This window comes from Microbacterium sp. E-13 (assembly GCF_049912955.1).
Taxonomy (GTDB): domain Bacteria; phylum Actinomycetota; class Actinomycetes; order Actinomycetales; family Microbacteriaceae; genus Microbacterium.
In genome coordinates, this window is the sequence record NZ_CP183973.1 from 2,793,230 (window position 1) to 2,810,704 (window position 17,475).

Consider the following 17,475-nt stretch of genomic DNA (forward strand, 5'->3'; position numbering starts at 1 on the left):
ACTCGCTTCAGTAGCTACAGCTCCTCGCTCGGCGGCCTCGTGTCAGTGATGTAATACAGCAGTGCGCGACATAGCGGCGGGAAAGATGTAATTCCTCCCGGGCGCGCACATGCAAGACGCAGCCCCTCCGCCAGCATCCCGCTCTGTATCTGAAGGCCTGAGCTACGACGATCCTGTAGACCTCGAGTGATGGAGACCAGGAACTCGTACGCCGCTTGGCCACCCTGACGCTCCACATTGTCAAGCACGTGTTTCAACACTTCGACGGCTGCGCGGCTGGCATCGGCGTCGGCGTGATAGTCCAACTCACCGGGTTCTGCGGCGCGGAGAATCGCCGACTGAAGCTGAGGATCATTGAGCCTGTCGAAGATGGCGGGATTTATCGCGAAACCGTGGCGTCGAACGCCGTGGGCATGGGTGGTGAGGCTCGGGTTGGAGCGACGCGACTCGTAGAGTAGATGCGCAATGGTCGCGTACACCTCTGCTTGAGTTGGAGTAACGCCATCCTGAATGCTCAGTTGGTGCTTCGACCATTCGAACGGCCAAAGCGCGAACTTCGGGTTGATGACTTGAACGCCCCGGCGATTCCGTTCGTCGAAATCGGGCGCCGCGAAGAGTTGATCCTCTCCTAGTTTCTGCAAACTGGATGTCCGGGCGCGCACAGCTCGCATTTCTTCGCGATACCCGTAGCGAGCGAGCCAGGCATCGACCAGTTCGAGTGCCTCCAGTTCAGCGGTCCAGGAGTTCCGAGATCCCGGGCCGCGTGGGTCCCTAGGAAGCGTCCAGCAGATCTCGAAGTCGCTCGTCGCGCCACTGCTGCGCACACCGAGGGAATTCTTGAAGATTGACATCGCATTGTCCGACTCCGGGTGAGCGACCCCCACGAAATACGCGGTCTTTACCGTGTCCGGCAAGATGCGTAGCTCTCTGTTCACGCTGAGCAGCGCACGACCGGAGCCAATAACACCTGCCACTACGAGGACTAGGCCGCCGCTCGGCACTTCCCGTAGCGCCTCGTTCATCGACAGCGAATCGGGTGCGCCGCTCGCTCGCCAAACCTCCGGCCCCGCTTTGATCGCACTGTCGCCCCAGAGATGGCGCGCGGCGAAGGCGGCGAGAGCCTGCGATTCCGCATCCGCTAGCCCGACAACGGCAGAGGCGATTTCCCGCATGCCGACTATCCGGTCAATCGTCGTGATGATTCGTGTGCGGAATCGGGGTGAACGCGGCTGATCGCCGGTAAGGAGGTGGGATAGCCGTGTCGACACGCCGTACTGCAGGGTCGTGTTCGACGAGCTGGAACTTGTCGACGCGCTCCCCGGACCGATAATGGCGTCGAGGCCGTATAGGTCTTCGAAGTACTCCTGATGATCGAACTGCGTGATCTCTTCTTTCGTACGCGCTCTCCTTCCCCGGAATGGACGATCGAGAAGAGACGGCATCCGCAACTTCAGGTTCGTAGGCGCCGGGAAGAAGCTGTCGCCAACCAGCTCGATCGGGTGGCTGCCTTGCTCGCAGAACTCGCAATACTCGTCCTCAGAGACGCGGTACGACGCATGCGGCCGAAGGCGGGCATCTCGGACGGACTCGACGAACGGTTCGTCTAGATTCGACAGATTACAGAGCACAGCCCCGTCGTCCGCGTCCGGCCGCGCCCAGGATAGGTAGAACACGGTCACAACCCGATCCACCGCCGCGTAGCCGGCGGAGATAACCTCCCGCGCCAGTGAGCCTGAGCTGGAGCTCGAGATCACCACCCAGTCACGATCGGGTACGACTCGTAGGTTCCTCGCGTAGCCCTCGTAACCACCAAATGTATCTACCGAGACACCGGTTGCTAGCGGATCCAATCGCCCCCAAAGGTCTTTGACCGCATGCAGGAGCGGAATGATCCCTCCGGTGTCAGCGTAGAGCCGGCTGTTCGGTGTTGGCATCATCACTACCAGCATGCAAATCGCGATGAAGTACGCATGCTGTGCCCGGGCCACCGACTGCGATGTCCGCATGAACACCTCGGAGTGTCCCCGGCCTGGCCGTTCGTAGTGATAGCCGGCGCTCGCAGGGGAGAGAGATTCGCTGTCCCGGAAGATTTGCCGCATGCCGTCGGCGCGCACATGCTGCAGAATCTCCGGACTCAGTGGAAGCGGCTCGTGGCCCCTCGGCGGCTGACCGACCTGCACCTCGTGCCACTCGCCACGGCTGTCCACCTCGAAAAGTCGGAAGTGGACCAAAGTCAAGTGCATCGCACGGTTCTTGAACTCATCGAGATTACTCAGCGCAGAAAATGCCGACCCGACGTCCTTCGGGAAAACGAACCAGGCCTCAGCCACTTCCGGCCGCGGGGTAAGGAACCGATCAATCGCTGTGAGATGAGCGGGAGACGCCTCGAAAGCGAAGGCTGACCACTGCACCGCTATCGTCGTGCGGTATCCCCCGTCGATGGCGATATCGGTCGCGAAGATGAATGCGTCGTTATCGACGTACGTTCGACTCATGCCTTATGCCCCCCCCCGACGTGTAGTCGATCGGCAGCATCAAGGTGACATCCGTGCCCACGCGAGGCCCCGCATAAAAGTCGTCGTAGTCGCTCGCGACCCATTCGGCAAACAGCGGCGACTCAGGCCTTGGCTGGATGGGATTCGCGATGAAGTCTCGGCGCAGCTCCAGCGACCCTGTCCGGATGCTCATGAACCCGCGAAGATTCGTCATGAGCAACTGCACTCGCGGTAGTCCGAGATTCCCCATCTGACGAAAGCTGGTTCGCACGGTCTTGTTCAGGGCCATCTTGAGGTAGTTAATCTCCGTCGCCTCGTCCAGATCATCGAGCCTCCCGAGGTTGCCAGCAACCGATCTTGCGAGCCCGGGCCCGTCGTCGATAATGCTCGCAACTCCCAACGTGAGCGCGGGCGATGAACCGCCCGTCGCTGACGCTGCGAGTCGGAGCGCTCCGGCCAGGTAGTTTGCCAATGCGACATCAGCAGCCTCGACTGCGGGAAGATCTTCCGCGGTGTAGGTCTCTACCGCGAAGCGCAGCGCTCGGACTGAACGGCCGCTCGGGGCCAAGACATCCATACCGTGCCATTGCGTGTTCTGAACGAGTTCGAACAGAACCTCGCCCAGCTCGTCCTCGGGCGTTTTCTCACGGACGCGATAGTCCATCGCCGCAATTCGGGCGCGACCTCGAGGACGAATTGTGCGTTCGGCCAGCGTGCGAAATTCGGGGTCTCCCGCACGCGCCACACGACGCACCACGGAGCTTCCTCTCGGGGTCTCGACACGCTTCTCCCCAAGATGAAACCACGGTTCGCGAACACTCGAGGGTTTATCCGCCTCAGGCCATATGGCGTGATAGAGAGTGCGTGCTTCCTCGTCGACTCGCCAGGCTCCGTCTTCAAAAGAGTGGAGATCAGGACTATGGCTCAGCCGAGGTACGTGAGCTGGCAGCACGACGTACGCGGACTCGCCGGTCGAGAAGTCCGTCTCGCCGAGCCGATTGAAGTGTTCGAGCGCTTCGTAAGAGACTTCGTTGGCCTCTGTCGTGACATCTGCCCCGTCGGTGTCGAAGGTGGCGTCGGCCAGCGCGGCAGCGATCATCAAGAGCGGCGACGCTTTGAGCTGCGCCTGCCAGTCGAGGTCGTCGTCGGAGAACACCAGTTTGGAAGCCGCGGGGATCGCTCCCCATGTCAACACGAACTGGATGGCCCGCCCATACTCGAGTTGATTCTTCGTGACCAGCTGGCGAATTATCGTGAGTTCCGCTACGTCTCCCGAGCGAAGGGAAATCAGGCGCTGGTGAAGTTCTGCAAGCTTCTGCTTCGCCATTGGTAAGGCGAGAACGAATCGCTCGACGGTCACGATTCCTCGCCTTCCCGGGCCGAAGCGCCCCCTCTCGTAAAATTACCAGATCGCCAGCACGATCCTGTTTCCCGTGGCTACGATGAGGCTTCCTTATCGTGAGCTGCGCATTATTGCCGCCCCACGCGGCGATGTCGTGGCACGGCCGCTTGCGCTTCCCTGATGCGGTTCGGTCGACGTCCGCAGGGGAGAACCGACCGACAGCTCCCTACTGATCAATGGCCGGCGGGTGTAGATCTAGTCGCTCCCTGCGATGAACGCCCTCGAACGTCCGCGCCGCAGCCGTTGTCACATCAAAAGAGCAGACAGCCGAGAATGCGCACTCGTCGAACTCCATAACGACGACCCCTACGTCAGGGTGTCCGGGGTCGAGATCCTCGTCGAGCGCACGGATGGCTTCTGCGCGAACGGCCCATTCTGAGCCGAACTGCTCAGCCCACCTGGTCGCAGCGGCCAGCAAGCCGGAGTACGGCGCTCCGCTCCCCGTCAAGCCAAGGGTGCTCAGTGAGCCGCAAGCAGATCGGCCAGCGTCTAGCCACTCTTCAAGTCGAGCCGCTGCACCCTTCATTTCAGCGACGGTGCCACGCTCGCGCACTCCCTGCCACCGCTCAAGCTGGTACTCCATTTCCCGCTGAGCATGGAGAAGGGCAAAGCAGGCGCCGTACAGCTTCGCTCTATACGCGAGCGAACGAAGGTAGCGGATGTGGCCTGCGGAAGCGGCCGAGGTCGTGTCCGAGAGACGGTTGCGCGACGGGATGCGAACCTTCGACGACTTTCGACTGCGCCAGTCAGAGTTCCCCGGCTCGAGCACGTACTTGATGTAGTCGGCCAAACACAGGTAGTAAATGTCTTGGTTGGGTCGATCGACAAGTAGAAGGACGAGCGGAGCGGTTGGCCCCATGCCCTCCGCCAGGCGAAGATCCGTCGTGGGCATGCGAAGCTCCGCGACTCCGTTTCTTATGCGGACCGCGTCCGAAGTCTTCACCTGGCACGAGAAGTGGCCGCCCGTGGTTACAAAGCGCTTGCGGCGCTTGCCGCGCTTGCCGCGCTCGCCCGCCGGAGCGTGGTTGAACACTTCCACTTGGAGGTCAACCCCATAGTCATGCGGAAGTGCCCTGACCACCCAGTGGGCTGGAAATGCCAGAGCCGCGATTAGCTCGCCCCAGCGGCCTTTGAGCTGGTTCTCGTCCTGGTGCTTCACAATTCCCCATTCATCCCTCATAGCACTACCAGATCGGCAGCAGCCAAGTTGGGGTTCCACCGGTTGGCGCACCAGCCTGGTGATCCAAGCAGTCGCTCCCACCATCACAGAACGCGTTCCCAGACAGGCAGCGTGCGACGAGATCGTCGGCGACAAAGTCAAGGTGAATGTCTAAGACGCGTCCACCGACCAGACCGCGGTGACGTCCGTCGCGACGCAACCAGCAGTTCACTGGACCGCCGTTCCATGGCCCCACCGCCTCCCGTCGAACGTCTCTACTCCGACAGCGCGATCTCCTCTTGGCGGGCCCGCCGTGATCCCGGCCCTAGCCGCGCAAGAATCCCATGTGTCCGGTAGCCAATGCGAGCGTCTCCGCCGGAGCAAACAGGTCCGAATGCTGGAGGGCGTTCGACAACTGATACTCGTCCTTATCGAGCAGCGCTAGCAGCAGAATCAGTTCACCTTGCGTCAGGATCCACCCTGACGAAACATCGTGAGAATCGGAATTCGGGCCATGCTCCTCGACGACCCGCCGCAGTTCGTCTCGCTTGTCGCGGAGGTAGACGTCAACGATCGCTCGAAGCTCGACCGCTGAGCCAAGCCCCGCAGACTCAAGTTCTTCGATCGCCGCCATCGTGAGATGTTCGTCGCCTGGTACATCTGTCAGTTGATTCACCGCGACTTCAAGATGGTGCGAAAGCTCGAGGCGTCGGAAGCCATCGAGTTCGCGGGCCATCTTGACCCCCTCTTCAAGCTCGAGGTCGAAGAGTTCCATTAGGACAAGAAGTCGGTTGAAGTGTCGTTTCACGGTGTGCGGCACCTCCCCCTTCTTGTAGACGTAACGGTGCTCAGTCTCGGCCCACGCATGCTGTGCGGCGGTCCGAACCTGGATCTCGCACTGCATCGGGGTGCCGTCGGGCCGTCTGACGATGTCAGATATGACGTGCACGTGTAGGCCTCGGTAGCGAATTTCCGAGGGGTTGGACTCAGCCTCCTGATTCTCTATCTCGATCACTTCGAAGAGTTTCGAGGCCTGCAGACTAGCGACCACCTCCGACCTTTCCGACGTAGTGCCGACGACTACTCGCGCCCCGACGATGTCCGAGCACTCAGACCAGGGGTCCGTGTACCGCTTGCGCAACTGCTTCTTGAACAGTTCGAGCGGCTCCTTCGCGCGGCTCGATACTGATGCCTTGAGAATGCCGCGTTCGCCGATGCATCCGGCGAGACGCACCTCGAGCTCGCGCGCTTGCGCTTGGTAGTTGCTGTGAAGTGCCGCGTAGTTGTCGTACAGCTCGCGAGCGGTGTCAGCCATTGTTATCGCGCCCCCGACCGGACGTTCTCGACTCGGGCGCCTTTGATAACAACCGTCGCTCCGCTGGGACCGTCCGTGACCTGGATCGCACCGTCGCCGCCGACCTCCTCTGGCGGAGCGGTGATAGTGATGTCGTGCTCCAGGTCAACACGTACTCTGCGCATCCGGGTGTCGATGCGGGAGATGTCTTTCGAGAACGCGACCAGAGGAGTCTTGGCTGCCAGCGCAAGGGTGGCGATCTCTTTCCCATGGCCGTCGGGAACGTGTTTCTGGATAAATGCTGTCGGGTCGAGCTGTTTGTCATTCGAGCGAAGCTCGACGAGAAGGGCGTGTTGCACTTCGATCTTCTGGTCGCCTGTCATGGTGCTCCGATTGATCGCCTGCGTGAGGCCGTCGAGCAACATCTCTGTCATGACTGACGGTTCCTCCCGAAGTCGCATTCCGAGGAACTTGCTCAGGAAGTATGCGGCGATGCTGCGATCGCTTTGCTCATCGATCGCCTCGCCCGAGATGAACCCACCAAGGGACCACGCTTTGATGAAGATGGCGATTTTATAGATCCGCGTCTTGTCCCCGAACACAAGATCACGAAGAAGTTCTACCGTGAAAACACTCTTGCCACTGGAGTCTGTCGTGGGTTCCAGCCGCATAGCTTCCTGATGCTCGACCTTCGCGATCACGATGCCCTCTTCGGCGCCGATCTTCGCTTCGGCGACGACGAGCAGTCCCTCGGCCGCGGTGCCGGGTTGGGTGTCTGCGAGCGCCTCGGCGAGAGTCTTGCTCGCGTCTTCGAGCGTCAGGCCTGCGGCGAATAGGCCAAGAAGCGTCTCGCGGGAAGTCTGTGGGCCGGCGTCAGCCTGCACGATGGGGAGCGCCCGGTTGTAGAGAGACGTCTGGAACCTACGGACGAGATAGCCTCGCTCCTGAGGAGACAGTTGGACGGGCGCGTCAGTAAGCACCGTCTCGAACGCCCGATCACCAGAGGCATCCTTCATGAGCTGGTGCATCATGACGCTGCCGAGCGTCAGTTGTGAGTAGTTGGCCACTGGCGCCCCCTTTCGTTTCGAAGAATAGGGGAACCTGTGTCGCGTAGCCGGGAACCGGATCGTTTGCGCGTCTCGTTGCGTTCACGCTTCCCTTCCGCCCCGACACTTCCGAGCGGCAATGTGAGCAAGTGCGGACCGCGAGCGGGAGCGAATTCGGAACGATTACGAGACTGCATCGGATCCCGATTGCGCTTTTCGAACCAACCGCCTTCGCCTCAATCGGCTAACCCTCCGTCAGGCGTCGACGCCGAAGGCGCGCAACAGCGGCACGCGGGGGATCATCCGGCGCGGGCCCAGCTGGACCGTGGGGATCGTTCCGCTCTCGATGCCGAGCTTGATCGTGCGGTAGTCGACGCCGACGAGCTTGGCGGCATCCTTCATCGTCAGTGCGAGTGAGTTCGCGGACTTGTTCATTGCCTTCTCCTTCCCGTGAGCAATGCGTGACATCGCTTGCGCACACCGTACTCCCTCCGTGAGCAAAGCGCGACATCAATTGCTCACCGCGTCCGAATCGTGGGACACTCGCCGTTGTGAGCGAGCTCTTCGTCGAAGCGATCGACCCCGAACGGATCCATGTCGGAGACGGCGTCCATATGCCGTCAAGATGGGACGCCGTCTCGACCGGCGAGCCCGACAATCTGGGCGCGATCCGTGTGGGCGTGGTCTACGACCAGCAGCTGCGACGGTCGGTCGCTGCATCCGTCCGTGTGGATCGACTGGGCGAAGGCGAGGAAGTCACCGCCGCCTTGCTGCGTGACGTGAGCGTGCTGCAGATCGTCCAGCGCTCTGCGCTCCGCGTTGTCACCGTACAGCGGGACGAGGGAGAGCCAGCGTTCCTCACCAAATACCTCGCCGACGTGCACGCTCACGCGTCTGATCGCGAGTACGGCGAGACCGTCCTCGAGGCAGTGAGGCTGTACCGGATCGCGACCACGGTGAACATCGCGCCGCTCAAGCTCGTCTCGGATCAGCTCGGCGTGAGCGTCAGCACGGCCACGCGGATGATGGCGCGGGCTCGCGAAGCCGGGCTCGCGGAGGATCTCATCACCCGCGAGACGTACAACCGGATGCGCGCCGACGAAGAGCAGCAGACCCGCCCGCACCAGCTCCCGGGCTCTCCGTCCGGCCCCTCGCTAGGGCGCTGACGTCAACGAACCGCATCAACCTGCATCTGTGCACATTGCCATGCAAGTTGCGCTCATGCGTGCAAATCGCGCAAAATCGAAACTTTTGCGGCATGGCAATACGATCTTGCCCGCATTCGTTCCTGGCATGGGCCGGAGAGCCGCTCCACGACTTGCAACTCTTGCCCGCTTTTTGGCCGCATTCCATTCGCCGCTGGCTGTTTTCGGACGTCGCTGGATGTCGCCGCGGTCACCAAAACCCGCGTAATTCCGCGGAAGTTGTCGTTCGACGTCGCTATGCAAAATGCTCAAAACGTGTTCGAGTCCCTCCAGGGGCATCGCCTTCTTTTCGTGTGACCGGTAGCTTCTTCACCGAGCATTAGGCGATCGATGATCCGATGACGAAGGCGTACTTAGAAGCGCGCGGCCTCGAATGGCGATAACGCACTTCCGGCGAGCCGGCTGGTACGTTCGGCGTCGTGACGCTGGAACTGGGGCCAGACGACAAGCGCATGCGGCTGCGGTACACCGGAACGTGCCGGCTTTGCGCTCGGCAGTTCTCCGCTGGCGAGGAAGCGGTCTACGAGCGCGGGTCGAAGACCGTCCGCTGTGTCGACTGCGGGGTCGAGGTTGCGCCTGTGGACCGAGGCGAGGCGGGGGCGTCCGCGCGACGCGAATACGAGCGCCGCCGAGACAACCGAGAACAGCGGATCCGTACCGACCATCCGAAGCTCGGCGGGCTGATCCTCGCGCTCACCGATGACCCGCAGAGCACGAAAGCGTGGGAGCGCGGCGCCGTCGGCGAAGAGCTGATGGCGGGCCGTCTCACCGACCTGCCCGACACCTTCCGCGTCCTGCATGACCGACGCATCCGAGGCACCCGAGCGAACATCGACCACATCGCGATCGGCCCGACCGGGGTCTGGGTGATCGACGCGAAGCGGTACGTGGGCAAGCGTCCCGCGCTGCGGGTAGAAGGCGGCATCATCCGACCGCGTGTCGAGTCTCTGCGTATCGGCGGAAGAGACGGCACCAAGCTGGTCCAAGGAGTGCAGTCCCAGGTCGAACGAGTGACCGCGGCGCTCGGAGAAGCGGCACCTCCGGTGACCGGCGTGCTGTGCTTCCTCGAAGCCGACTGGCCACTGATCGGCGGCTCCTTCAGCGTCGACGGGATCCATGTTCTGTGGCCGCGCCTGCTGGTCCAGCGCATGACGGACGCGCCGCGCCATCCCGTCGACGTGGACCTCACCCACACCCAGCTTGCCCATGTCTTTCCCAGCGCATAGTGCCTCTGTCCCGGACCTTCTTCTGAGGGCGCAGGATGTTCCGCACCGCTTGACCGCGGAGTCGCGCGCGGGCGACCGTCATCCCGCCGCGAACGTCACGTCGCCGTTGGGTTGGACCGTGACGGTTGGGCAGATGGAGCCGGTTTGCAATTCGATCGATTGCACGATCGGCTCGAAGTTCTCCTCGATCCTCGTGGCGATGTAGTCCTCGATGCGCCCGAACTGCCCGGCCGTCAGGATCGTTCCGAACAGTTCGGTGAGGAAGCCGAAGTCGACGTTGGCGCCGGAGTTCTCGGTGGTGATGTTGAGCGTCGCTGTGCCCTCCGTCGGGTTGCAGTCGATCGCGAAGCGCAGGTCGAAGTCGATGTCCACTTCCGGGTCCGACACGATGGGCACGTCGGCTTGCAGGTCGAGGTCGACGTGGAGGCGTTCGGCGTCCACGAAGGTTGCTTCTACCCACGCCGGACTGTGGAACTCGCCCCAGTAGGCATCGGTGCCGTGAATGGCATGCCCGACCAGGCCCTCGATTCTGCTGACGATCTCGGCGTTCGAGATGCGTAGCGGCGGGAAGTGGTTCGCGCCCAGGAATGCCTGCCAGCGGGGGTCGGCTCGCAGTTCGCCGTGCCAGATGGTGTGCTGAGGCTGGTGTCCGTCGCCGTCGTCGATCCAGAGGCACGTCGAGGAGGTCTCGCCGAAGAGTCGGCGGAAGACCTCGATGTTGTTCACGAGGAGGCGGACCTCTGCGATCCCCACGGCATCGCTGCCATCCTTCGCGATCGTAAGCATGGTGATGTCGGCGAGTTCTCTGACGTAACGCTGATCGAGGTCGTAGACACGCTCGCTGCCACGTGCGAAGTCGTCGCGCCAGCCGCCGAAACCGCCAGTGAACTGAGGGCCGTGATCCAGCCAGCGTCGGTTCCCATTCGGGCTGAACGTCACGAGTGGGGAGGTGAGCCGAGCCTCGATCGGGTCGGAGGTTCCGGCATCCGAGACATCGGCGACTCTGACGGCCAGTTGAACCCGCCACACGCTGATGGAGTTCAGCGCCCGCGTGTACCCGCCGGCGCGGTCGTCAAGGCCTGTCGTAGCAGTTCCCCTGTCGTTTTCTGATCGCACCCGGTACGCGTAGAGCGTCTCCGGGTCAAGGCCGGTGTCGGTGTGCGTCGTCCACCCGTCCAGCGGCCCGAACTCCGCGACCGGAAGCCATGGGCCCGACTCGCGTTGCCGGAGCAACACGTTGTGGTCCGCGTGAGTGGGTGCGTTCAGCCAGGTCACGGTGAGTTGGTCGGCGGCCCGATTCGTCACGCGGATGGTGTCGACTGGGGCGGGTTTCGGTGGCCATACCGGGTCGCCAGGCGGCAGCGGGTCGATGATCGGGGGTTCCAGGATCTCTCCCAATCCCGACCCGATCCGGCCGCGGCCGACCGAGATGCGACGGCTCAACTGAGCCACCGTACCGTTGCCCTGCCTCGTTGCTTCCAGCGCGGCGCGGATGTCGGCGACCTCCGTCCTCGCTGCGCGAAGCGCCTCAGGGGCGACCAAGTCCTCGGCTTCGTCGACGGAGTTCTCCATCGCGGCGAGCGGTCCGACTTCCAGCGAACGCAAGGTCGCCTCCTGGAATGAGGCCCGAGCCTCGTCTGCCTCGGCCGCCGCCGCCACCAGATCACCTTCCTCCGCGCGGGCGATCGCCTCGACGTAGTGCTCCTCGGCTCGCGCGAGCTGAAGCGGTGCGTAGTAACGCTCCCGATCGTCACGGAGAGCACGTGCGCGTGTTCTGGCAACATCGCGCAGCACCCTCGAGGCGTGCGTGGCGCGGCTTTCCGCTTCGGTCAACGCGCGCGTCGCCTCATCCAACGCCCGGCGTCGTTGCTCAGCGTCGCCGCTCGCGGTGGTCGCGGACTCCCAGGCATCGAGCGCTACGCGGAAAGCGCCCGGCGCGTACGTCGGCACTTCCCCGCCTCGGGCTCGAGCGAACGCGGCCGCCAGCGACGCGAGTTCGTCACCACCCAGGTTCTCCTGGTCGCCTGCGCCGTCATCGGTCGAGGTTTGGAACTCGGTCATGGCACCCAACTCCCCCAGACGCGGATCCGCCCGACACCCCGTCGCAGGCAGGCCCGGTGTCAGTTTCCTCTGGCAGCCAGTCGTTGTCGAGGAGGGTCGTCGCCTGCTGAGCCGGCATCCTTCTCCCGAACCCCGCCGCGGACTAGCGTGGGGTCGTGTCCGCACCCGCGACCCACTCCCGCACCGCGCACGCCGCCGGCGTGCGGCGGCTGCTCGAGAGCTACCGGGCGCTGCCGCCGGACGCGCAGGTCCGGCTCGCCAAGCGCACCTCGAATCTGTTCCGCTCGCGTTCGGAGAGTGCCGCCCCCGGCCTGGACACGTCGGGGCTGACCGGACTCATCGGCGTCGACCCTGAGGGCCGCACGGCGGACGTCGCGGGCATGTGCACCTACGAGCATCTCGTCGCCGCGACACTGCCGCACGGGTTGGCACCCCTCGTCGTGCCCCAACTGAAGACGATCACGCTCGGCGGCGCGGTCACGGGCCTGGGCATCGAGTCGACATCGTTCCGAAGCGGGCTGCCGCATGAATCCGTGCTCGAGATGGACATACTCACCGGCACCGGGGAGCTGATCACGGCATCCCCGAACGAGCGCGCCGACCTCTACCGCGCGTTCCCCAATTCCTACGGCACTCTCGGCTACGCGGTGCGTCTGCGCATCGAACTGGAGACCGTCCAGCCGTTCGTGACCCTCCGGCATGTCCGCTTTCACACGATCGCCGATCTGATCGCGGCGATGGACCGCATCGTCGCGACGCGTCGGCTGGACGACGTGCCGGTGGACTACCTCGACGGCGTGGTGTTCAGCGCCGACGAGAGCTACCTGTGCGTCGGGACCCAGAGCTCCGCGCCCGGCCCGGTCAGCGACTACACGGGTCGACACATCTACTACCGGTCCATCCAGCACGACGACGCCGAAAAGGCCGACCGGCTCACCATCCACGACTACCTCTGGCGGTGGGACACCGACTGGTTCTGGTGCTCGGCGGCGTTCGGGGCGCAGCATCCGCTCGTCCGTCGCGTGTGGCCCCGACGCTACCTCCGCAGCGAAACGTACAGCGGGCTCATGCGGCTGGAACGCCGGTTCGACATCGGCGATCGCCTCGAGAAGCTGCACGGGCGCCCCGCGCGCGAGCGCGTGATTCAGGACGTCGAAGTGCCGATCGCCCGGTGCGCCGAGTTCGTCGAATGGTTCCTCGGGAACGTGCCGATCACGCCGATCTGGCTCTGTCCGCTGCGATTGCGCGACCATGACGCGTGGCCGCTCTACCCGCTCCATCCCGCCGAGACCTACGTCAACGTCGGCTTCTGGTCCACCGTGCCGGTCGGGGCGACCGAAGGTGAGACGAACCGGCTGATCGAGCGCAAGGTGCGCGAACTCGACGGGCACAAATCGCTGTACTCCGACGCGTTCTATTCGCGGAAGGACTTCGACTCGCTCTACGGCGGGGCTGACTATCGAGCAGCGAAACGGCGGTACGACCCCGACGGGCGACTTCTCGACCTCTATCAGAAGGCTGTGCAACGACGATGACCACATCCAAGGAACCGACGGATGCCTCGGCCCATGGCGATGCGGCCGACACGGCCGACGCGGAGTCCGGAGAACTCACGCTCGCCCAGGTGCTCGAGATCTTCACGGCGGGCCGGCTGCCGCTGCGCTTCACCGCGTATGACGGCAGCACGGCGGGACCTCCCGACGCGCCCTTCGGACTCGACCTGAAGACACCCCGCGGCACGACCTATCTCGTCACCGGGTTCGGCGATCTCGGGCTCGCCCGCGCGTACATCGCCGGCGACCTCGACATCCGGGGTGTGCATCCCGGCGACCCGTACGAGCTGCTCAAGACGCTCGAGAGCCTCGAGTTCACGCGGCCGTCGCCGCGGCTCATGGCCCGGATCGTCCGCTCGATCGGCGTCGAGCATCTGCGCCCGGTCGCGCCGCCGCCGCAGGAGGTTCCCCCGCGCTGGAAGCGCATCGCCGGCGGCTTGCGGCACAGCAAGTCGCGCGACGCGGAGGCGATCCACCACCACTACGACGTCTCGAACACCTTCTACGGGTGGGTGCTCGGGCCGTCGATGACCTACACGTGCGCGTGCTACCCGCACCTCGACGCCTCGCTGGAGGGGGCGCAGGAGAACAAGTACCGGCTCGTGTTCGAGAAGCTGCGGCTGAAGCCGGGCGACCGGCTGCTCGACGTCGGCTGCGGCTGGGGCGGCATGGTGCGCTACGCCGCTCGTCGGGGCGTCCACGCCCTGGGAGTGACGCTGTCGCACGAGCAGGCCGAGTGGGCGCAGCGTGCCATCGCCGACGAAGGGCTGGAGCACGCCGAGGTGCGCTACGGCGACTACCGCGACATCGCCGAGACCGGCTTCGACGCGGTGTCGTCGATCGGGCTGCTCGAGCACATCGGGGTGCGCAACTACGCCTCGTACTTCGGCTTCCTGCGCTCGCGGCTCCGCCCGGGCGGCCTGCTGCTCAACCACTGCATCACCCGCAGCGACAACAAGACCCAGCCCGCCGCGCAAGGCTTCATCGACCGCTACGTCTTCCCGGACGGCGAGCTGACCGGTTCCGGTCGCATCATCACCGAGGCACAGGATGCCGGGCTCGAAGTGCTCCACGAGGAGAACCTGCGCCCCCACTACGCACTGACGCTCCGTGACTGGTGCGCGAACCTCGTCGAGCACTGGGACGAAGCAGTCGCCGAGATCGGACTGCCCGCGGCCAAGGTATGGGGCCTCTACATGGCCGGATCACGGCTCGCCTTCGAATCGGGCGGGATCGAGCTGCACCACGTTCTGGCCGTCAACTCCCGGGGGAACAGCGACGCTGCCGACCTTCCGCTGCGGCCCTGGTGGACGCCGTAGCGGCGCGCGACCTTCCGCTTCCTGCGCGCACCACGCGTCCCCCTGCGGCGAGCGCCGACGCTGTCAGACCCGCAATGTCGTGAGCCCGCCGTCGACCGTAAGAACGATACCGGTGGTGGATGCCGCCCTCGGCGAGGCCAGGTTCGCGATGGCGAACGCGACCTCGTCGGCGGTGACCAGTCTCCCCATGGGCTGACGGTTGCGCAGGTTCGCCGCCGTCGCGTCGGGATCGTCGGAGGCGGCGAGGAGACGTCTCACCCACGGCGTATCAGCCGTCCCCGGCGCGACGGCGTTGACGCGGATGCCGTCAGCCAGAAGATCGGCCGCCATGGCGTAGGTGAGTGCGACGACAGCCCCCTTCGTGGCGCTATACAGCGCCCGCTGCGGAAGACCGTTCGTGCCCGCGACGGAGGCGGTGTTCACGATCGCCGCGGACGGCGACTCCCGGAGCCACGGGAGCGCGTGCCGGGTGACACGGGCGATGCCCACGACGTTGACGTCGTACACCCGATGCCACTCATCGTCCTCGTTCGCCCCGACGTCTCCGACGGCCCCGATGCCGGCGTTGTTCACCAGGATGTCGATGCCCCCGAGCTCCGTTCCGATGCGGTCGACCGCATCCCGGATCTCCGCGTCCGCGGTGAGATCGGCCGTTGCACGGAAGATGCCCTCGACGGGCTCCGGATGGGCCCGGTCGATGATCGCGACACGCGCGCCGCGCCCGGCGAGTTCGCGGGCGGTCGCGGCGCCGATGCCGCTCGCACCGCCGGTGACGACGGCGACAAGTCCTTCGAAATCCGACATGGACGTCTCCTGCCTTTCAGATGGCGACGTGGAACTTGGGGCCGGCGCCGGCGCCGGCGGGGCGCTCGCCCGCAAGGATCGCAGGCAGCTCCTCGAGCGTCACGGTGGCGGCGATGAGCGGACGAGGATCGACCGCATCTGAGGCGTAGGCCTCGATGGTGCCGGCGAGCCCGGGCGAGGCGCTGAGGATGCCGACGGCGGTGACATCGGCGAGGGCCAGCTGCCGGGTGTCGATGACGCTCGGCACTCCGGCCAGCCCGACGTAGACGACTCGGCCACCCGGTTCGACCAGTTCGAGCGCTCGTTCCGGAAGATGCGGGGCGTTGGACGCCTCGATGACCGCATCCCACGGCAGGTCGGGAAGTTCGTCCTGCGTCCACACACCGTCGAATCCCAGCGACCCGGCGAAGGCGATCGAACGCTCGCTGCGTCCCATGAGGTGCACTTCCGCTCCGGCGGCCTGGGCGAACCGGGCGCTGAGCAGGCCGATGGTTCCGGGGCCGAGCACGAGGCACCGATCGCCGGGCGCCAGGTCGGCGCCGCGCGCTGCCCGGAAGGCGTTGCCGCCGGGCTCCACCATCGCCCCCGTTGCGTCGTCGACGGAGTCGGGGAGCCTGTGCAGCGAGCCGACGGGAACCGCGACCTTCTCGGCGAGAGCACCGTGCCAGCCGCCACGGATGCCGACCTCGTAACGGAATTCGCACACGTGCTGACGTCCGCGCAGGCAGCGGCGGCAGACGCCGCAGCCGAGCATGGTGTCACCCGTCACACGCACGCCGAGCCACGAGGCATCCACGTCATCGCCCACCGCTGAGACGGTGCCCATCCATTCGTGGCCGATGCGCATGGGGTAGGCGGCGTGGCCGCTGTGCAGGTACGCCATCTCGCCGGTGTAGAACTCGATGTCGGTTCCGCAGATGCCGGCCCGGTGCACATCGACCACGACGTGTCCGGGCTGCGGCTCGGGCGGCGCCACGTCCTGGATCTCGGCAGCGTTCGGCGCTGTGAGCACAAGCGCCCTCATCGGGGTGCGATCACCGTCTGACGCTGCTCGCCGAGCCCGTCGATGCCGAGCGTCATGACGTCTCCGACCTGCAGCCAGATCTGCGGGTCGAATCCCAGGCCCACCCCCGGAGGGGTGCCCGTGTTGATGAGGTCGCCGGGCTCGAGCACCAGGAACTGGCTGATGTAGTGCACGATGAAGTACGGGTCGAAGATCATGGTCGAGGTGGATCCGGTCTGGCGGCGCACACCGTTGACGTCGAGCCACATGTCGAGCTTCCCGACATCAGGCACCTCGTCCTGTGTCACGAGCCACGGCCCGGCGGGGTTGAACGTCTCGGCCGACTTGCCCTTGAGCCACTGCCCGCCGCGCTCCATCTGGAACGCCCGCTCGCTCACGTCGTTGACGAGCACCCAGCCGGCGATGTGCTCACGGGCATCGTCGACCGAGTCGAGGTAGCTCGTGCGCTTGCCGATCACGATGCCGAGCTCCACCTCCCAGTCGGGCTTCGTCGACCCGCGCGGGATGCGCACGTCGTCGTTCGGACCCACCAGCGTGTTCGGCGACTTCGTGAAGAGGATGGGCTCGTCGGGCACGGCCTGCCCCGACTCGGCGGCGTGGTCGGCATAGTTCAGGCCCACGCAGATGATCTGGTGCGGGCGAGCGACGGGTGCTCCGATCCGCTGCCCATGGAGCGGGAGGGTGGGACCAGATGCCGCGCGCTCGGCGACGACGGACGCGATGCGCTCGAGGCCGCCCGAGCCGAAGAACTCCTCGTCGAAGTCGGTGACGACGTCGGAGAGGTCGACGTAGTGGTCCTCGCCGACCAGGGCGGCGGGCTTCTCCCGCCCGATTGCGCCGATGCGCAGAAGCTTCATGGTGTCTGTTCCTTCGCTCGGGGGCACTAA

General features: G+C 64.9%; 14 protein-coding genes. 4 read left to right on the forward strand and 10 right to left on the reverse strand.

Annotated features, from left to right (window positions below):
• Nucleotides 1-14: 14 nt before the first annotated feature.
• From ACN9MP_RS12860 to ACN9MP_RS12885, 6 genes are all read right to left on the reverse strand, one after another.
• Complete coding sequence (locus tag ACN9MP_RS12860; protein ID WP_426320738.1) at nt 15-2,495, reverse strand: hypothetical protein; 2,481 nt, start codon at nt 2,493-2,495, stop codon at nt 15-17.
• Nucleotides 2,473-3,855: a hypothetical protein gene (locus ACN9MP_RS12865; protein WP_426320740.1), complete on the reverse strand. Its 1,383-nt coding sequence runs from the start codon at nt 3,853-3,855 to the stop codon at nt 2,473-2,475. The genes ACN9MP_RS12860 and ACN9MP_RS12865 overlap by 23 nt, the downstream gene beginning before the upstream one ends.
• Before the next feature lie 208 nt (nt 3,856-4,063).
• Nucleotides 4,064-5,077: a DUF4365 domain-containing protein gene (locus ACN9MP_RS12870; protein ID WP_426320742.1), complete on the reverse strand. Its 1,014-nt coding sequence runs from the start codon at nt 5,075-5,077 to the stop codon at nt 4,064-4,066.
• Between the two features lie 304 nt (nt 5,078-5,381).
• A complete protein-coding gene (locus ACN9MP_RS12875) occupies nt 5,382-6,371 on the reverse strand; it encodes a GTP pyrophosphokinase (protein ID WP_426320743.1) in 990 nt (329 codons plus the stop codon).
• Between the two features lie 2 nt (nt 6,372-6,373).
• Nucleotides 6,374-7,417, reverse strand: a complete 1,044-nt coding sequence (locus ACN9MP_RS12880; RefSeq protein WP_426320745.1) for a hypothetical protein — start codon at nt 7,415-7,417, stop codon at nt 6,374-6,376.
• 234 nt (nt 7,418-7,651) lie between these two features.
• Nucleotides 7,652-7,831: a helix-turn-helix domain-containing protein gene (locus ACN9MP_RS12885; protein WP_426320746.1), complete on the reverse strand. Its 180-nt coding sequence runs from the start codon at nt 7,829-7,831 to the stop codon at nt 7,652-7,654.
• Between the two features lie 116 nt (nt 7,832-7,947).
• On the opposite strand from ACN9MP_RS12885, the gene ACN9MP_RS12890 reads away from it, so the two are divergent.
• Complete coding sequence (locus ACN9MP_RS12890; protein WP_426320748.1) at nt 7,948-8,562, forward strand: hypothetical protein; 615 nt, start codon at nt 7,948-7,950, stop codon at nt 8,560-8,562.
• A 458-nt stretch (nt 8,563-9,020) separates the two neighbouring features.
• The gene (locus ACN9MP_RS12895; RefSeq protein WP_426320750.1) at nt 9,021-9,827 is read left to right on the forward strand and encodes a nuclease-related domain-containing protein; all 807 of its coding nucleotides are present in this window, start codon (nt 9,021-9,023) and stop codon (nt 9,825-9,827) included.
• Nucleotides 9,828-9,905: 78 nt separating this feature from the next.
• On the opposite strand, the gene ACN9MP_RS12900 is transcribed toward ACN9MP_RS12895, so the two are convergent.
• Nucleotides 9,906-11,888: a hypothetical protein gene (locus ACN9MP_RS12900; RefSeq protein ID WP_426320752.1), complete on the reverse strand. Its 1,983-nt coding sequence runs from the start codon at nt 11,886-11,888 to the stop codon at nt 9,906-9,908.
• A gap of 155 nt (nt 11,889-12,043) precedes the next feature.
• Between ACN9MP_RS12900 and ACN9MP_RS12905 the strand changes: the two genes are divergently transcribed.
• Nucleotides 12,044-13,423: an FAD-binding oxidoreductase gene (locus ACN9MP_RS12905; RefSeq protein ID WP_426320753.1), complete on the forward strand. Its 1,380-nt coding sequence runs from the start codon at nt 12,044-12,046 to the stop codon at nt 13,421-13,423.
• A complete protein-coding gene (locus ACN9MP_RS12910; protein ID WP_426320755.1) occupies nt 13,420-14,760 on the forward strand; it encodes a class I SAM-dependent methyltransferase in 1,341 nt (446 codons plus the stop codon). The genes ACN9MP_RS12905 and ACN9MP_RS12910 overlap by 4 nt, the downstream gene beginning before the upstream one ends.
• Nucleotides 14,761-14,823: 63 nt before the next feature.
• Here the strand turns inward: ACN9MP_RS12910 and ACN9MP_RS12915 are convergent, their stop codons facing one another.
• Genes ACN9MP_RS12915 through ACN9MP_RS12925 form a run of 3 tightly spaced genes read right to left on the reverse strand, consistent with a single transcriptional unit; the run spans nt 14,824 to nt 17,445 of the window.
• Nucleotides 14,824-15,564: an SDR family NAD(P)-dependent oxidoreductase gene (locus ACN9MP_RS12915; RefSeq protein ID WP_426320757.1), complete on the reverse strand. Its 741-nt coding sequence runs from the start codon at nt 15,562-15,564 to the stop codon at nt 14,824-14,826.
• 16 nt (nt 15,565-15,580) lie between these two features.
• The gene (locus tag ACN9MP_RS12920) at nt 15,581-16,576 is read right to left on the reverse strand and encodes a zinc-dependent alcohol dehydrogenase (RefSeq protein ID WP_426320759.1); all 996 of its coding nucleotides are present in this window, start codon (nt 16,574-16,576) and stop codon (nt 15,581-15,583) included.
• Between the two features lie 8 nt (nt 16,577-16,584).
• Nucleotides 16,585-17,445: a fumarylacetoacetate hydrolase family protein gene (locus ACN9MP_RS12925; protein WP_426320760.1), complete on the reverse strand. Its 861-nt coding sequence runs from the start codon at nt 17,443-17,445 to the stop codon at nt 16,585-16,587.
• Nucleotides 17,446-17,475: the final 30 nt, after the last annotated feature.